The sequence below is a fragment of the Luteibacter flocculans genome (genome assembly GCF_023612255.1).
Lineage (GTDB): Bacteria > Pseudomonadota > Gammaproteobacteria > Xanthomonadales > Rhodanobacteraceae > Luteibacter > Luteibacter flocculans.
On sequence record NZ_CP063231.1, the window covers coordinates 1,739,216 to 1,754,401 of the forward strand.

Annotated in this window: 13 protein-coding genes and 3 tRNA genes; 10 read left to right on the forward strand and 6 right to left on the reverse strand. The window is 63.6% G+C overall.

From position 1 onward, the window contains the following. Nucleotides 1-8: 8 nt before the first annotated feature. A complete protein-coding gene (locus IM816_RS07300) occupies nt 9-629 on the forward strand; it encodes an HAD family hydrolase (protein WP_250340369.1) in 621 nt (206 codons plus the stop codon). Beyond that, nucleotides 626-1,396 (forward strand): DeoR/GlpR family DNA-binding transcription regulator, encoded by a 771-nt coding sequence (locus IM816_RS07305; protein WP_250340370.1) that lies wholly within the window; start codon nt 626-628, stop codon nt 1,394-1,396. Before IM816_RS07300 ends, IM816_RS07305 begins: the two co-directional genes overlap by 4 nt. Before the next feature lie 82 nt (nt 1,397-1,478). Here the strand turns inward: IM816_RS07305 and IM816_RS07310 are convergent, their stop codons facing one another. Then, complete coding sequence (locus IM816_RS07310) at nt 1,479-2,243, reverse strand: acetate and sugar kinases/Hsc70/actin family protein (protein ID WP_250340371.1); 765 nt, start codon at nt 2,241-2,243, stop codon at nt 1,479-1,481. A gap of 164 nt (nt 2,244-2,407) precedes the next feature. Then, on the reverse strand, nt 2,408-4,780 hold the full coding sequence (gene ppsA / locus IM816_RS07315; RefSeq protein ID WP_250340372.1) for a phosphoenolpyruvate synthase: 2,373 nt from the start codon (nt 4,778-4,780) through the stop codon (nt 2,408-2,410). Nucleotides 4,781-4,970: 190 nt separating this feature from the next. Here ppsA and ppsR point away from each other — a divergent pair, with 190 nt between their 5' ends. Then, nucleotides 4,971-5,786, forward strand: coding sequence for a posphoenolpyruvate synthetase regulatory kinase/phosphorylase PpsR (gene ppsR, locus IM816_RS07320; protein WP_072320677.1), 816 nt, complete (start codon nt 4,971-4,973; stop codon nt 5,784-5,786). Between the two features lie 31 nt (nt 5,787-5,817). After that, the gene (locus IM816_RS07325) at nt 5,818-6,282 is read left to right on the forward strand and encodes a DUF1249 domain-containing protein (RefSeq protein WP_072320678.1); all 465 of its coding nucleotides are present in this window, start codon (nt 5,818-5,820) and stop codon (nt 6,280-6,282) included. A gap of 214 nt (nt 6,283-6,496) precedes the next feature. Here IM816_RS07325 and IM816_RS07330 read toward each other — a convergent pair. From IM816_RS07330 to IM816_RS07340, 3 genes are all read right to left on the reverse strand, one after another. After that, nucleotides 6,497-6,573: transfer RNA gene (locus tag IM816_RS07330), tRNA-Asp, on the reverse strand. Nucleotides 6,574-6,643: 70 nt separating this feature from the next. Continuing rightward, nucleotides 6,644-6,719 (reverse strand) — tRNA-Glu (locus IM816_RS07335). Nucleotides 6,720-6,730: 11 nt separating this feature from the next. Then, nucleotides 6,731-6,806, reverse strand: a tRNA-Ala gene (locus IM816_RS07340). A gap of 205 nt (nt 6,807-7,011) precedes the next feature. Here IM816_RS07340 and IM816_RS07345 point away from each other — a divergent pair. From IM816_RS07345 to IM816_RS07365, 5 genes are all read left to right on the forward strand, one after another. After that, nucleotides 7,012-8,772, forward strand: coding sequence for a cation:proton antiporter (locus IM816_RS07345; RefSeq protein WP_250340373.1), 1,761 nt, complete (start codon nt 7,012-7,014; stop codon nt 8,770-8,772). A 165-nt stretch (nt 8,773-8,937) separates the two neighbouring features. Continuing rightward, on the forward strand, nt 8,938-9,711 hold the full coding sequence (locus tag IM816_RS07350; protein ID WP_072320680.1) for an FKBP-type peptidyl-prolyl cis-trans isomerase: 774 nt from the start codon (nt 8,938-8,940) through the stop codon (nt 9,709-9,711). Nucleotides 9,712-9,979: 268 nt separating this feature from the next. Then, a complete protein-coding gene (locus IM816_RS07355) occupies nt 9,980-11,329 on the forward strand; it encodes a UDP-glucose dehydrogenase family protein (RefSeq protein ID WP_250340374.1) in 1,350 nt (449 codons plus the stop codon). Further along, nucleotides 11,322-11,534, forward strand: coding sequence for a SlyX family protein (locus tag IM816_RS07360; protein WP_250340375.1), 213 nt, complete (start codon nt 11,322-11,324; stop codon nt 11,532-11,534). Before IM816_RS07355 ends, IM816_RS07360 begins: the two co-directional genes overlap by 8 nt. Before the next feature lie 25 nt (nt 11,535-11,559). Next, nucleotides 11,560-12,207, forward strand: a complete 648-nt coding sequence (locus IM816_RS07365; protein WP_250340376.1) for a DUF2058 family protein — start codon at nt 11,560-11,562, stop codon at nt 12,205-12,207. A gap of 279 nt (nt 12,208-12,486) precedes the next feature. On the opposite strand, the gene IM816_RS07370 is transcribed toward IM816_RS07365, so the two are convergent. Continuing rightward, a complete protein-coding gene (locus tag IM816_RS07370) occupies nt 12,487-14,544 on the reverse strand; it encodes a 3-hydroxyacyl-CoA dehydrogenase NAD-binding domain-containing protein (protein WP_250340377.1) in 2,058 nt (685 codons plus the stop codon). 161 nt (nt 14,545-14,705) lie between these two features. Between IM816_RS07370 and IM816_RS07375 the strand changes: the two genes are divergently transcribed. Then, on the forward strand, nt 14,706-15,182 hold the full coding sequence (locus tag IM816_RS07375) for a hypothetical protein (protein ID WP_072320685.1): 477 nt from the start codon (nt 14,706-14,708) through the stop codon (nt 15,180-15,182). Nucleotides 15,183-15,186: the final 4 nt, after the last annotated feature.

The window sequence follows — 15,186 nt, forward strand, 5'->3', positions numbered from 1 at the left end:
GAACAGCCATGCACAGCAAGCGCGATGTGGTCATCTTCGATTTCGGCGGCGTGCTGATCGATTGGAATCCGCGTTATCTCTATCGGAAGTTGTTCGGCGACGATGAGGAAGCAATGGAAACCTTTCTCGCGGAGGTGACCACGCCGGAATGGAACCTGCAGCAGGATGCCGGGCGTTCGTGGGACGAAGCGGTCCGCCTGCTCACCGAGCAACACCCGACCAAGGCGGAACTCATCGCCGCGTACCAGCATCGCTGGGAGGAGACGCTCGGCGGTTCGATCGACGACAGCCTGCGCATCCTGCGCGAACTGAAAGAGGCGGGGCACCCTCTGTACGGACTCACCAACTGGTCGCACGAAACATTCCCGTTTGCACGCGAGCGGTTCGATTTCCTCACCTTGTTCGACGGCATCGTCGTGTCGGGTGAGGAGGGCATGATCAAACCCGATCCGAAACTCTATCGAACCCTGCTCGATCGCTACGACATCGATCCCACGCGTGCCGTATTCATCGATGACAACAAGACGAACGTAGAGGCCGCCGACGCTCTGGGCATCCATGGCATCCACTTCCATACGCCGGAGCAGTTGCGCGCTGACCTGGTGGAACTCGGTTTCCTGGCGCAGTGAACGTTCCGCTCGACACGACACTGCCGCGCGAGCGGCAGCAACGGATTCTCGATCGGCTCAACCGCGAGGGGCGCGTCGTCGCGGCCGACCTGGCTCAGGAATTTCGGGTTTCGGAAGATTCCATTCGCCGTGACCTGCGCGATCTCGCATCTCAGGGGCTGTGTCGCCGCGTCTATGGCGGCGCACTGCTTGTTCAGCACGTGGCGCCGCTGGGCGAGCGCCATCAGGAGCGGGCAGAATTGAAGCGGGCCTTGGCCCATGTCGCCGCTGAGCTGGTCGGGGAGGGGCAGATCCTCTTCATCGATGCGGGTTCGACCAATACCGCACTGGCAAAGGCGTTGCCGGACCATCGCGATCTCACCGTCGTGACGAATGCACCTGATGTCGCGACGGCGGTGCTGGGGCGGCCGGGTTTCGAAGTGATTCTTCTCGGCGGGCGACTGGACCCACGTATCGGCGGCGCCATCGGTTCGCGCACGGTGCGCCAGGCACAGGACATCCGCGCCGACCTGTGTTTTCCCGGCGTCTGCGCCATCGATCCGCAACGCGGACTATGGACGATCGACGAGGAGGAAACGGTGTTCAAGCAGGCGATCATCGAAGCCAGCGGCGAAACCGTGGCGATCGCCACGCCCGACAAGCTGGTGGCCTCGGCCACCCATCACACGGCGCCGATTACCGGTATCGCCCATCTGGTAGTGGCGCCCGATACCGATCTCGCGATGGTAGCTCGCTATCGCGACGCTGGTGTGGCCGTGCATATGTAATCGCCGACGGGGTCGGCTCCCGCCGATGGATCGGTGGGAGCCGTAAGTTCCTGTCGCATTGGGGGCATTGCTCTGTGTGCCGTCATATCGGGCGTTCTCGACGCAAGATGGGCAGGTCCACTTCGCGATACTCAGCACGGGAAATAAAGCCGTTTTGGTCAGACCTGATGAGGGCCTCGATCGAGCCGCCTAGCCACGAGGCATTGCGTGAATTGGCAGGGGTGCTCAGGTTGATCACCGTATTCGGTGGCGCAAGCGCCTTGATCCCTTCCTTCAGCGAGGCGGCTATTTTTTCGTCGATCTCGCCCGCCAGCACGATGTTCCCGAGCAACGCGGAACGGACTTCGTCATCAGTTTTCTTGATGACATTGTAGGTCAGCGTAGCGAGCTGCTGCCCGCCGGCATAGTTTTCGCGCAAGACAGCATGAAGCACCACTTCATTGTGCTTTACGGCAGCCGCCTCCATCTCGCCTGCGCCTACATGAACGACGACACCCGTGGACGCGCCTTGCAACGTCAGTACCGCTGCTGCCCTGCTTTGTGCGAAAAAACCAGGGACGTTGAATGTCTCAAAAGCGATCTGCGTTATCTTTTCCAAATCGGCTTTCAGCATAAGCGGGCGCCAGACTGTGAAAAGAGGTCTCTCGTCCGGCAACACGTCCATTTTGGAAAACGCCTGCGCTACAAGGTGTTCGTAAGCGTCCCAATTCACGGCTTCTTTTCGTGAAGAGGAACCACCTGGCATGCGATCTAACGTGGTGGCGCTCCATCGGGGCGTCTCCTCTCCCGCAAATCCAGCACGTATCGACGCCACGTCGATATCTATCACCACTGGCTTCCCGTCCATGTCTTACCTCCTTGTTGACGCGATGCAATCAAGCGTTAAAGCCACCCCTGTGTGTCGAAAGCTAGACCGCGAGCAGTGAAAGCCGGGTTAACGTTTGCGCCCGCACGCGACAGCATTTGCTTGGTCAAAAAAACGGCGGGCCTGAGCCCGCCGTTTTAGCTTTTTCAACCCGCCTTTTTCTTCGCCAGCCGCAACCAGGTATCGACCACGGTATCGGGATTCAGCGACATCGATTCGATGCCTTGCTCCATCAACCACTCGGCAAGATCCGGATGGTCGGATGGGCCCTGGCCGCAGATGCCCACGTATTTGCCCTTTTCGCGTGCGGTGCTGATCGCCATCGCAAGCAGCTTCTTGACCGACGGATCGCGCTCGTCGAACAGGTGGGCGACGATGCTGGAATCGCGATCGAGGCCGAGAGTGAGCTGGGTGAGATCGTTCGAGCCGATGGAGAAGCCGTCGAAGATGTCGAGGAACTCATCCGCCAGCAGGGCGTTGGACGGCACCTCGCACATCATGATGACCTTGAGATCGTGCTCGCCCTGCACCAGGCCGTTCCCGCGCAGCACTTCGATCACCTTGCGGCCTTCGTCGAGCGTACGCACGAACGGGATCATTACCCAGACGTTGGTGAGGCCCATCGTCTCGCGCACGTACTTCACCGCCTTGCATTCGAGACCGAACGACTCGGCAAAGCCCTGATCGACATAGCGGCTGGCGCCGCGGTAGCCGATCATCGGGTTTTCCTCGTGCGGCTCGTAACGCGAGCCACCGAGCAGGCCGGCGTATTCGTTCGACTTGAAGTCGGACAGGCGCACGATTACCGGCTTCGGATACACCGAGGCGGCGATGGTGGCGATGCCTTCGGCAAGACGATCCACGTAGAACGACACGGGATCTTTGTAGCCGGCGATCCGTGCATCGATGCGTGCCTTCGTTTCCGCATCCTGCTTCGCGTATTCCAGCAGTGCCTTCGGATGCACGCCGATGTGGCTGGCGATGATCATTTCGAGGCGGGCCAGGCCGATGCCGGCGTTCGGCAGCATGCCGAAGTCGAACGCGCGCTCCGGGTTGGCCACGTTCATCATGATCTTCAGCGGCGCTTCGGGCATGGCGCCCAGGTCGGCCGTGATGCGCTCGAATTTCAGCACGCCCTCGTAGATCGTGCCGGTGTCGCCTTCGGCGCAGGACACGGTGACGTCGGCGCCATCGGGAATCGTATCCAACGCATTGCCGCAGCCCACCACCGCCGGCACACCCAGCTCACGGGCGATGATCGCCGCGTGGCAGGTGCGACCGCCGCGATTGGTGACGATGGCGGCGGCACGCTTCATCACCGGCTCCCAATCGGGGTCGGTCATGTCGGCGACCAGCACGTCGCCGGGCTGCACCTTGTTCATGTCGGCGAGCGAACGGATCACGCGCGCCTTGCCAGCGCCGATCTTCTGGCCGATGGCACGGCCTTCGGTGAGCACCTTGCCCTTTTCGCCCAGTTGGAAGCGTTCCAGCGTGGTGGCATGGGAGCGCGACTTCACCGTTTCCGGACGAGCCTGCACGATGTAAAGCTTGCCGGTGTTGCCGTCCTTCGCCCACTCGATGTCCATCGGGCGGCCGTAGTGCTTCTCGATGATGAGCGCCTGGCGCGACAGTTCCTCGACGTCCGCGTCGGTGACGCAGAAACGGTGGCGATCGGCGACCGGCGTTTCTTCGATGCGCACGCGCTCGCCCGGCTGATCGGAATAGACCATGCGCTGCTGCTTCGCGCCGAGGCTGCGGCGCAGCACGGCCGGCTTGCCTTCGCGCAGGGTCGGTTTGAAGACGTAGAACTCGTCCGGGTTCACGGCACCCTGCACGACCATTTCGCCAAGGCCGTACGAACCGGTGACGAAGACGACGTCGCGGAAGCCCGACTCGGTGTCGAGGGTGAACAGCACGCCCGACGCGCCGACGTCGGAGCGGACCATGAGCTGCACGCCCGCGGAGAGGAACACGTCCTCGTGCTTGAACCCCTGGTGTACGCGGTAGGCAATGGCACGGTCGTTGTAGAGCGAGGCGAAGACTTCCTTCACCTTGTGCAGCACGTCGTCGATGCCGACGACGTTGAGGAAGGTTTCCTGCTGCCCGGCGAACGAGGCGTCCGGCAGGTCCTCGGCTGTGGCGGAGGAACGAACGGCCACCGCGATGTCGGTGGCGCCGGCGTCTTTGCAGAGCTTGACGTAGGCGTCGCGAATGGCCTGTTCGAGATCGGCGGGCAGGGCGGTGTCGACGATCCAGCCGCGGATCTCCTTGCCACCGCGGACGAGTTCGTCCACGTCGTCCACGTCTAGGGTGGCGAGGCGTTCGGCGATGCGCTTGGCCAGCCCGCTCTTCTCAAGATAGGTCTGGAAGGCATCGGCCGTGGTGGCGAATCCGCCCGGCACCGAAACCCCCAGTTTCGCCAGGTTGCCGATCATCTCGCCAAGGGAGGCGTTCTTGCCGCCCACCTTGCCCAGGTCGGTCATGCGTAGCGCGTCGAGCCAAAGTACCAGGTCGCTCAAAGGAAAGTCCTCACATCGGTTCGTCGGTTTTGCGGCGGGCCGCGCTAGAAAATCCGCGCATTGTCGAGTGCCGGTCGCAGCCGATACAAGGCGCGATGCACAAACGTTCAGGGATCATGCGGGGTGGATTGTCATCCCGGCGTCTTGCGCTAAGGTGGTTCCCATGAGCCAAACGCAGGGAAAACGCCCGATGCGCCGCACCGTGTTCTTCATCTCCGATTCGACCGGCATCACGGCCGAGACCATCGGCAACAGCATGCTCGCTCAGTTCGAGGGGGTCCAGTTCGACACCCACCGGTTGCCCTTTATCGACAACCCGGCGAAGGCCGAGGCGGCGTCGCTGCGCATCAAGACCAAGTACGCCCAGGACGGTCAGCGGCCCATTGTGGTCAATACGATGACGTCGCGAAGCCTCTGCGACATCGTGGCCGGCAGCGGTGCGTTGATGCTCGACGTGTTCGCCCCCTTCATCGAGCCTCTGGAGGCCGAACTGGGCGCGAAGCAATCCGGCGCTGTGAACCGGTCCCACGGCCTGGTGGATTTTGAACGTTACGAGGCCCGCATCGAGGCCACGAACTACGCCCTGGCGCACGACGACGGCCTGGACGTGGATTACAACCAGGCCGACGTGGTGCTGGTCGGGGTGTCCCGTTCGGGCAAGACCCCCACCTGCCTCTACATGGCCTTGCATTACGGGGTGTGTGCCGCCAACTATCCGCTCACGGACGACGACCTCGACAAGCTGGAACTGCCGACCCGCCTCCGCCCTTACCGCAGCCGGCTGTTCGGCCTGACCATCGATCCGGTCCGCCTGGCACAGATCCGCGAGCAGCGCCGCCCCGGCAGCCGCTACGCCACATTGAAGCAATGCCGCTGGGAACTGGAACAGGCCGATCGCCTGATGCGCCGGGAGAACATCCCCGTCCTCAACACCACGCACACCTCGATCGAGGAAATCTCCAGCAAGATCTTCGAGTACCTCGGTATCGAGCGCCACATGTATTAGACGAGAGCCGCCACGGAGCAACGCCTTACCCATGACCGCCGTCATCGACCGCCCAACTGCGCTGATCCCGGGACGTTTCGAGTTCCTGATGGGTCTGTACGCGGAAAACTACCACCGGCTGGCACGGCTGTTCGCGCCGCAGCGGCTGGCGCCGGGCCGCTACGTCTCGGATGTGGACGATGGCCTCAAGGTGATGCTCGACGTGCAGGAAAAACACCCGTACACGCTCGAACTCGAACTCACCTACGACTTCCTCGACGAGGCCACCGGGCAACCATCACCCTCGGCGCAGCTACGCATGTATACGGATGCACACGTCGCCGAGGCCATGCATTGCCATCCCGGCCGCAAGCTCTGGCAGGTGCTGGGGCCGTTCCCGCCTGCGGACACGGTGCTGCAGCATCGCCTGCGCATGAACGGGTTTCTGAGCCGTTGGCTCGAATATCTGGCGGAGCAGGGGCATTCGATCGGGACGCTGGAGCGGGTAGATGGGTAAATGCCAAAAGCACAGGTAGGGGCCACCCTGGTGGCGATGGAAGCTGCCGGTGGGAGCCAGCCTGCTGGCGATCGGAATTTACCTCACTGACACACCGCTTCGTTGGCTTATCGCCAGCAGGCTGGCTCCCACCGGCAAGCTTCCACGGAGCGTGGTTTACGGAATTTCAGGCAAAAAAAATCCGCCCAATGGCGGATTCTTTCTTTGGAAGTAATGGCGGAGCGGACGGGACTCGAACCCGCGACCTCCGGCGTGACAGGCCAGCATTCTAACCGACTGAACTACCGCTCCACACTACGTTTCCAACTTCCAACAACTACCAACTTCCTTAGTCCTTTACACTCTCCGGCGGACCGGAAAGTGGCGTCCCCACGGGGATTCGAACCCCGGTCGCCACCGTGAAAGGGTGATGTCCTAGGCCTCTAGACGATGGGGACGTACTAGAAGTTGGTGGAGCCAGCCGGGATCGAACCGGCGACCTCCTGCATGCCATGCAGGCGCTCTCCCAGCTGAGCTATGGCCCCCTGCTGGAAGCCGCAAAGATTACGTCCGCACCGTGATTCCGTCAAGCGTTCATTACACTTTTTGTAAATTTTTTTTCGACATTTCGAGAATGCCGAGGCGTGGCACGCACTTGTACGAGTCGGCACGCGTCGTGGTTTGCATGTCGAACGCGTGCGCATGGCGACGCACGGGTTAACCTGTCCGTCCATATCCACAGGGGCAGGCATGCACGGCATCGTTTTCATCCAGGACCTGGCCACCGTGATGCTGGTGGCCGGACTCACCACGGTGCTTTTCCAGCGCCTCAGGCAGCCGGTCGTGCTCGGCTACATCATTGCCGGCGTGTTGATCGGCCCGCACACGCTGCCGGTGATCTTCATCCACGACGAGGAGACGATTCGCACGCTCTCCGAACTGGGCATGATCCTGCTGCTGTTTGCGCTGGGTCTCGAATTCAGTCTGAAGAAGCTGCGCGCGGTCGGCGGTGCTGCGCTGGTGGCCGCATTCGCGGAAATCGTGCTGATGGTGTGGATCGGCTACGAGATTGGCCGCTTCTTTGGCTGGTCCGCCATGGACTCGCTGTTCCTGGGCGCGATGCTTTCCATTTCGTCCACCACGATCATCATGAAGGCGCTCGAGGATCTTGGCCTCAAGCGGGAGCGCTTCGCGCAGCTCATGTTCGGCATCCTCGTCGTGGAGGATCTGCTGGCGATCGTGTTGATGGCGCTGCTGACCGGTATCGCGGGTACGGGCGGTGTGGAAGCGAGCCAGGCTCTTGCGACGATCGGGCGTCTCGGTCTGTTCATGGCGGTATCGCTGGTCGTGGGTCTGCTGCTGGTGCCGCGCGTGGTCGACTACATCGCCCGGGTCAGCCGCAACGACGTGTTGCTGGTAGCGGTACTCGGCATCTGCTTCGGTTTCTGCCTGCTCGTGACCGAGATGGGCTACAGCGTGGCGCTGGGTGCTTTCATGATCGGCGCGATCGTCGCGGAGGCTGAAAGCGTGGCGCGCATCGAGCGCATCATCATGCCGGTGCGCGACATGTTCAGCGCCGTGTTCTTCGTCGCCATCGGCATGCTCATCGATCCGCAGCTGCTGCTCGAATACGCGTGGCCGATCACCGTGGTAACGATCGCGGTGGTGGTCGGTAAGGTCATTACCTGCAGTTTCGGCAGTTTCGTCGCCGGCAACGACGGACGGACGTCGTTGCGCGTGGGTATGGGCCTGGCGCAGATCGGCGAATTCTCGTTCGTCATTGCGTCGCTCGGACTCACGCTCAAAGTGACCAGTGGATTCCTCTATCCGGTGGCTGTGGCGGTGTCGGCGATCACCACCTTCCTCACACCGTATCTGATCCGTTCCTCCGATCCGCTGGCCCGATTGCTCGGCCGCGTCTTGCCCAACCGCTTCATCAGCGTGTTCGGTGCCTACACCGAATGGATGGGCAACCTCGGGCTGCAAGGGCAGGGCGCCATCGTCATGAAGATGATCCGCCGGCTCGTCTGGCACGTAGTCATCAACATGGCGCTGGTGGTCGCGGTCTTCATCATCGTGGCCTTCGCCTACCGGCGCGGATTCCTGCATCTGGATCTTTTCACCGACCAGCCGACCGTGCGTCGCAGCCTCGCCTGGTCGCTCGCGGCGTTGCTGTCGCTGCCGATGGTCGTGGCGGCCTATCGCAAGGCCGGGGCACTGGGCATGCTGCTGGCCGAACTGTCGATTCCGGACCGGTTCGGCGCCCGTACCTTTCGTATCCGCTCGGTCCTGGGGCGGCTGATTCCGTTGGCGGCCATGCTCATCCTGGGCCTGCTTGTGGCGGCGCTCGCCTCGACCATCCTGCCGCCCCGGGAGGTGGCCCTGGTGCTCGTGCTGATCGGCATCGGGCTGGTCTGGCTACTCTGGCGAGTGCTGGTCCAGGTCCATGCCCGGCTCCAGGCCGCCATCCGCGATACCCTCGAAAAGCCGGGGCACGATGCCGGGGAGTGACCGATTCATCATTTCTCGGAAAGGTTTCTGAACTTTTCGTGTGAAACCCTGTCTCTCGCCCCGTCATTGCAAGCAGGACGCGAACCACCGCACAATGGCGTTTCCGCCTCCACAAGGAGGTGTACCGGCGGCGTCGCCGAATCTTTCCTATAGAGGGAGTATCGAATGAAGCACTTTTTGCGTCCCACGATGACGGCCGTCGCCCTGGCGGTTGCGCTGGGTACGGCCGCGGGCGCATCCGCCCAGGCCGCCAAGCCGGCTGCCTCCGCGGCACCGGTCGATAAGCAGAAGGCCAGCTATGTCGTGGGTTGGGATCTCGCAAGCTCGCTTCCGCCGCTCGTCGCGAAGGAAGTGGATGCCGCTACGGTCGCCAAGGCGCTGCAGGCTGCGCTCTCGGGCCAGAAGCCGACCATGACGGAAGCCGAGGCCAAGTCGGTTCGCGAAGCGTTTGTTGCCCAGCTCAAGGTCAAGGCCGAGGCTGAGTACAACAAGGTCGCCGCGCAGAACAAGCAGGAAGGCGATGCGTTCCTGGCCAAGAACAAGTCCGCTCCGGGCGTGAAGGTCACCTCGTCGGGCCTGCAGTACCAGGTCGTCCAGGCCGGTACCGGCCAGCGTCCGGGTCCGAACGACACGGTCACCATCAACTACACCGGCACCTTCGTGAACGGCGAGAAGTTCGACTCCTCGGCCGATCACCAGCCGGCCGGCCCGGCCCAGATCCCGCTCGCTGCGGTGATCCCGGGTTTCCGTGAGGGCCTGCAGCTGATGCAGACGGGCGGCAAGTACAAGCTGTTCATTCCGTCGAACATCGCTTACGGCGCCAAGCCGGAAAACGGCTTCCCGCCGAACGCGACGATCATCTTCGACGTCGAACTGCTGAAGACCGGTCCGACGCCGGCGGGCCAGGGCCCGGGCGCACCGCAGGGCGGCGGCAAGTAAGCCACCCTCGCAAGCAATACCGAAAGGGCGCGGAGCGATCCGCGCCCTTTTTGTTTTCCTTTCGGCTTTGTGGGAGCCGCCCTGGCGGCGATCCCGCGGCAACGGCCATGTCTGCGCGAGTACCCATCGCCAGCAGGCTGGCTCCCACCGCTGGTGGGATGTTGGGCCGTGTCAGCGTCCCGTCGAATCGACGCGGCGTGTTTGCTCCCCAGGCCCGCCGGTCTACAATCGCGTGTTACGCGCATCCGCCGAGCGCTTCGGGAGCTGCATGAAAGTCACGATCTTTGGAACCGGCTACGTGGGGCTCGTTACGGGTACCTGCCTGGCCGAGATGGGCAACCACGTGGTTTGCGTCGACGTGGATGCGGGCAAGGTCGAGCGGTTGAAGAAGGGCGACGTACCCATCTACGAACCGGGGCTCGAACCGATGGTCATCCGCAACCACGCGGAAGGGCGTCTCGATTTCACCACGGACGCCGCGCCCGCGATCGCCCATGGCGATGTCGTGTTCATCGCGGTGGGTACGCCTCCCGACGAAGACGGCAGCGCCGACCTGCAATACGTGCTGGCCGTGGCGAACACCATCGGCGATCACATCGACCGCTACACGATCGTCGTGAACAAGTCGACGGTACCCGTGGGTACGGCTGATCGCGTGCGTGCCGCCGTGGCGGAGCGCCTGAAACAGCGTGGCGTGGACGTGCCGTTCGACGTCGTATCGAATCCCGAATTCCTGAAGGAGGGCGATGCGGTCGAGGACTGCATGCGTCCGGACCGCATCGTGGTCGGCTCGTCCAGCGAGCGCGCCATCGAGCGCCTGCGCAAGCTCTATGCACCGTTCAATCGCAATCACGACCGCATGGTCGTGATGGACGAGCGTTCGGCGGAGCTGACCAAGTACGCAGCCAACGCCATGCTCGCGACCAAGATCAGCTTCATGAACGAGATCGCGAACATCGCCGAACACGTCGGTGCCGACGTGGAACTCGTGCGCCGGGGCATCGGTGCCGATCCGCGCATCGGCTATCACTTCATTTATCCCGGTGCGGGCTATGGTGGCTCGTGTTTCCCGAAGGACGTGCAGGCGCTGGCGCGCACGGCACATTCGGTGGGCTACGACGCACGTTTGCTCGGTGCGGTGGAAGCGGTCAACGATGGGCAGAAGTCGCGCTTGTTCGCGCTACTTTCCAAGCACTTCGACGGCAACCTGAAGGGGCGCACCGTGGCCGTCTGGGGGTTGGCGTTCAAGCCCAATACCGACGACATGCGCGAAGCCTCCAGCCGCCGGCTCATGGAACAGTTGTGGGATGCCGGTGCCCAGGTCCGTGCGTTCGATCCCGAGGCCTCCGATGAGGCACGACGCATCTACGGCGAGCGCGACGATCTCGTCCTCGTCGCGCATCCCTATGACGCTCTCGAAGGTGCGGACGCGCTGGCCATCGTCACGGAGTGGAAGGCTTTCCGCAGCCCAGATTTCCAGCGCGTGAAGTCCTTGCTGCGCACGCCAGTGATCGTAGACGGACGCAACCTCTACGATCCCGCCATCGTGGAGGAAGCAGGGCTTGCGTACTACGGCATCGGCCGCGGTCGCAGCCTAGCGGGTCGCGAGCATGGCTGAGTTAGACGATCGCATCACGGAGCTGGAGGTGCGCCTCGCCTTCATCGACGATACGGTCAACGGGCTCTCGTCCGCCGACGTGGAAATCGCACGCCGGTTGGATCTGCTTGAGCGAGCCGTGCGCGACTTGCGCTCGGACCTCGTGAACATGCGTGCGGGTCTCGGCAGCGATGCCGCGAACGAGCCGCCACCGCCGCACTATTGAAGTAAACGAACGAGCCTTACCGATCATGGCAGAGTCCCTGCGCGACCAGTTGTTGAAGAGTGGCCTCGTGAAGGAAATTCACGAGGAGAAACGGAAGTCCACGCCACCCCAGCGTCAGGGCGGCAACGCCTCGACGAGTGGGCAGCCCTATGCCGGCAACCGCCCCAAGCAGGGCGGCCGCCCGCAGCAAGGCGGCAGGCCGGGCCAGAGGCCGCCCCAGGGCGGCAAGCCATCAAATGGTACGCCGCGCCCGCCGCGCAAGGACGGCGAGATCGATCTCGCCAAGGCCTATGCGATTCGTGCCCAGAAGGAAGCCAACGAGCGGCGCGAAGCCGAGGCCGCAGCCGCAGAGCAGGCGCGCCTGCGCAAGGAAAAGAAGCGCAAGGTCGAGGAACTGCTGAAAGGCAAGGCGCTGAATCTTCCGGACGCCGATCAGGTTCGGCATTTCCCGTACGGGGAGAAGATTCGCCGGGTGTACGTCGACGCGAAGCAGCTTGTGGCATTGAACGCCGGTGAGCTCGGCGTCGTGCAGCAGGGCGGTCGCTATCTGGTGGTGGAGAAGGCGGTCATCGATGAACTGCGTGACTTGGCGCCCGAATTCATCGCACTGATGGTCGATCCGAACGCCGTGAACGAATCCGACGATGGCGTTCCCGACGACCTGATGTGGTGAGGCGTTACCGCTCGCCGCTATAGCGGCTCCCACAACGAAGCGAATCTCCTGTAGGAGCCGCCAAGGCGGCGAGGGGAAGTTACGGTTGGGGGGCTACTTGCCGGTTGGGACCACTTGCCGACTGGGACCACTTGCCGGTGAGGACCACTTGCCGGTGGGAGCCAGCCTGCTGGCGATGGGAGCTTGCCTCGCCGCTACACCGCTTCGTTGGCTTTTCGCCACCAGGCTGGCTCCCACCTTTGCCTCGTTGGCTACTCGCCGCCATAGCGGCGAGTAAGGTCAGGCAGCCGGCGCTGCAAGTTCCGGATTGTCCCAGCCTTCCTTCTTCGCAAAGCGCACACCGTGCGCTTTTTCGAGCTTCGCCAGGCGCTCGCGGACCGCGGCCACGCCCTCGCTGCGCACGTACTGGATCGGACCACCGCGGAACGGAGCGAAGCCCGTGCCGAAGATCACGCCTGCATCAAGCAGGTCGGCGTCGTCCACCACATGTTCGGCGAGGCAGGCGACCGCTTCGTTGACCATCGGCAGGATCATGCGGTCCTGGATGTCGGCCGGCGGCACGTAGTCGGGATCGACTTCCGGCTTGTCCGGTTTGCCGTCCTTCCACACGTACAGGCCTTCACCGTCCTTCTTGCCGCGCTTGTTCGCGGCGAGCTTTTCTTCGAGCCCTTGCGGAACTTCGAGCCCAAGGAACGGTGCCAGTTCCTTGCCTACCGAGGCGCAGACGTCGAGACCGACGGTGTCCGCCAGTTCGATCGGGCCCATGGGCATGCCGAACTTCTTCGCTTCGCGATCGAGTACCGGTCCCGGCACGCCCTCGTTGTAGAGGCGCATCGCTTCCATGAGGTAAGGCATGAGAATGCGGTTGACCAGGAAGCCGGGCGTGCCCTTCACCGGCACCGGCAGTTTACCGATGGCCTTGCAGAAGGCGAGGGCGCGCTTCTCGATCGCAGGATCGAGAGCATCGTGACGGACCACTTCCACGAGCGGCATCTGCGCCACGGGATTGAAGAAGTGCAGACCGAGGAAGCGCTGCGGCGCCTTGAGACCCTGGCGCAACTCGTCCAGTGGAATGGAAGACGTATTGCTGGCGAGGATTTCGTCGGCCTGGAACTGCGGCTCGATAGCGGCGTAGAGCGCATGCTTGGCTTCGGGGTTCTCGAAGATGGCCTCGATAGCGAGATCGGCGTCCGCGACGCCCTTGCCTTCGACGTCCGCACGCAGCCGTGCCACGGCGGCCTCGACCTTGGCGGGTGCCTTCAATTTCTTCTCGAACAGCGTGCGCGCGCGCTTGATCGCCGGCTCCACGAAACGGGCCTCACGATCCTGCAGCGTGACCTGGAATCCCTTGAGTGCGGACCACGCGGCGATGTCGCCGCCCATCGTGCCGGCGCCCACCACGTGCACGTGCGAGATGCCGTGATCCGTGCCGCCGCCGAGACCCTTCAGACGTTCCTGCAGGAAGAAGATCCGAATGAGGTTGCGGGCGGTCGGCGTCGTGGCGAGCTTCGCCACCGACTTCGCCTCCACCTTGAGCCGCTGCTGGATGCTGCCGCCACCGCGCGACCAGGTGTCGATCAGGGCGAATGGCGCGGGGTAGTGTTCCTTGCGAACCTTGGCCGCCGTCTGCTTGCGCACCATCGGCGCGAGAATCGCGCGAGCAAGCAGGGTGTTCGTGGCCCAGCCCTTGGCGCGCTGCGCGAAGGGGCGGGCGGCCGGACGGCGAGCCAGTTCGCGTGCCTCGGCCAGCAGCTCGTCGGGTCGGGCGAGGCGGTCGACCAAACCGACGGCCTTGGCGCGGCGTGCGTTGAACGGCTTGCCGGTCAACATGGCAGACAGCGCATCCGGCGCGCCGATCAGGCGCGGCAACCGGGCACTGCCACCCCAGCCGGGATGAATGCCGAGCATGACTTCCGGCAAGCCGATCTTCGTCGTGTCGTCGTCCGCCGCAATGCGCAGACGGCAGGCCAGCGCGAGTTCGGCGCCGCCGCCCAGGCAGGCACCATGGATCGCAGCGACGGTCGGGCAGGGCAGGCGGGCGAGGTTCTCGAATACGCGTTGGCCGTTCTCGATGTTCTCGAGCACGCTGCCGGTCTGCGCGTATTCCACGAATTCGCGGATATCCGCGCCCACGGCGAAGCCCATGGGCTTGCCCGAATGGATGACGACGCCGCGGGGATTCTCGATGGCGAGACGCTCCACGAGCGTGTCCAGTTCGTCGAGCACCTCGCGCGACAGCGCGTTGGCGCTCGCCCCCTCACGGTCGAGGGTCAGGACGACGATGCCGTCGTCGCCCTCGCTGGTCTTCCAGTGCTTGAATCGGAGTCCTTCGAACATGGCGGTCGTACGGTGGCGAATGAGCGCACCACCATACCTTTCCCCTTGGCCGAATGCGAGATACCCGACCGTATGGCGTGTTGCCACGCTCCCCCGTACACGGCTGGCGCGGCACCCGTCTTCGGCGGATACTTCGCGCCACTCAAGCCGTACGACCCCTCATGGATGCCAACGCAGGAACCGATGTCTTCGACCGCATCCTTTCGGCCTCGGGGCCGCTGGTTGCGCTGAAGGCTGGCGACACGACGCTGCTGCTCGAACAGTTTCGTCTGGTGGCCCGGCGCACAGGCCAGGCGGTGTACCTGTGGCGCCATGCGGAAGGGCTGGTGAGCCTGCGTGATGCGCAGATGCGGGTACCCGGATGCCTCCGACTTGGCGACGCCCTGCGTTACATCCTGCAGAGCCTGCACTTCGGCGTGTACCTCCTGGACATGCCGCCCGGTGCGCCCAGTGCGACCGACGGTGCACTTTTACGGCAACTTTCGCGCGCACAGACCGGTCACGTCCGGCGTGTCGTGCTCATCGGCGCCAGCCCCAGCCTCCTCGCCACGTTCGAAAATGACGTGGTCCTCGTCGACGCCGACTGGCAGGCGCGCTCCGCGGCGCCGCGTCTGCGTGACGGTCGCTGGGTCGTGTGAGTAC

Coding starts and splice junctions, on each gene's coding strand:
- IM816_RS07345 (WP_250340373.1), top strand. CDS start 7,012: ATGCACGGCATCGTTTTCATCCAGGACCTGGCCACCGTGATGCTGGTG.
- IM816_RS07360 (WP_250340375.1), top strand. CDS start 11,322: ATGGCTGAGTTAGACGATCGCATCACGGAGCTGGAGGTGCGCCTCGCC.
- IM816_RS07375 (WP_072320685.1), top strand. CDS start 14,706: ATGGATGCCAACGCAGGAACCGATGTCTTCGACCGCATCCTTTCGGCC.
- IM816_RS07325 (WP_072320678.1), top strand. CDS start 5,818: ATGACCGCCGTCATCGACCGCCCAACTGCGCTGATCCCGGGACGTTTC.
- IM816_RS07370 (WP_250340377.1), bottom strand. CDS start 14,544: ATGTTCGAAGGACTCCGATTCAAGCACTGGAAGACCAGCGAGGGCGAC.
- IM816_RS07355 (WP_250340374.1), top strand. CDS start 9,980: ATGAAAGTCACGATCTTTGGAACCGGCTACGTGGGGCTCGTTACGGGT.
- IM816_RS07310 (WP_250340371.1), bottom strand. CDS start 2,243: ATGGACGGGAAGCCAGTGGTGATAGATATCGACGTGGCGTCGATACGT.
- IM816_RS07300 (WP_250340369.1), top strand. CDS start 9: ATGCACAGCAAGCGCGATGTGGTCATCTTCGATTTCGGCGGCGTGCTG.
- IM816_RS07350 (WP_072320680.1), top strand. CDS start 8,938: ATGAAGCACTTTTTGCGTCCCACGATGACGGCCGTCGCCCTGGCGGTT.
- ppsR (WP_072320677.1), top strand. CDS start 4,971: ATGCGCCGCACCGTGTTCTTCATCTCCGATTCGACCGGCATCACGGCC.
- IM816_RS07365 (WP_250340376.1), top strand. CDS start 11,560: ATGGCAGAGTCCCTGCGCGACCAGTTGTTGAAGAGTGGCCTCGTGAAG.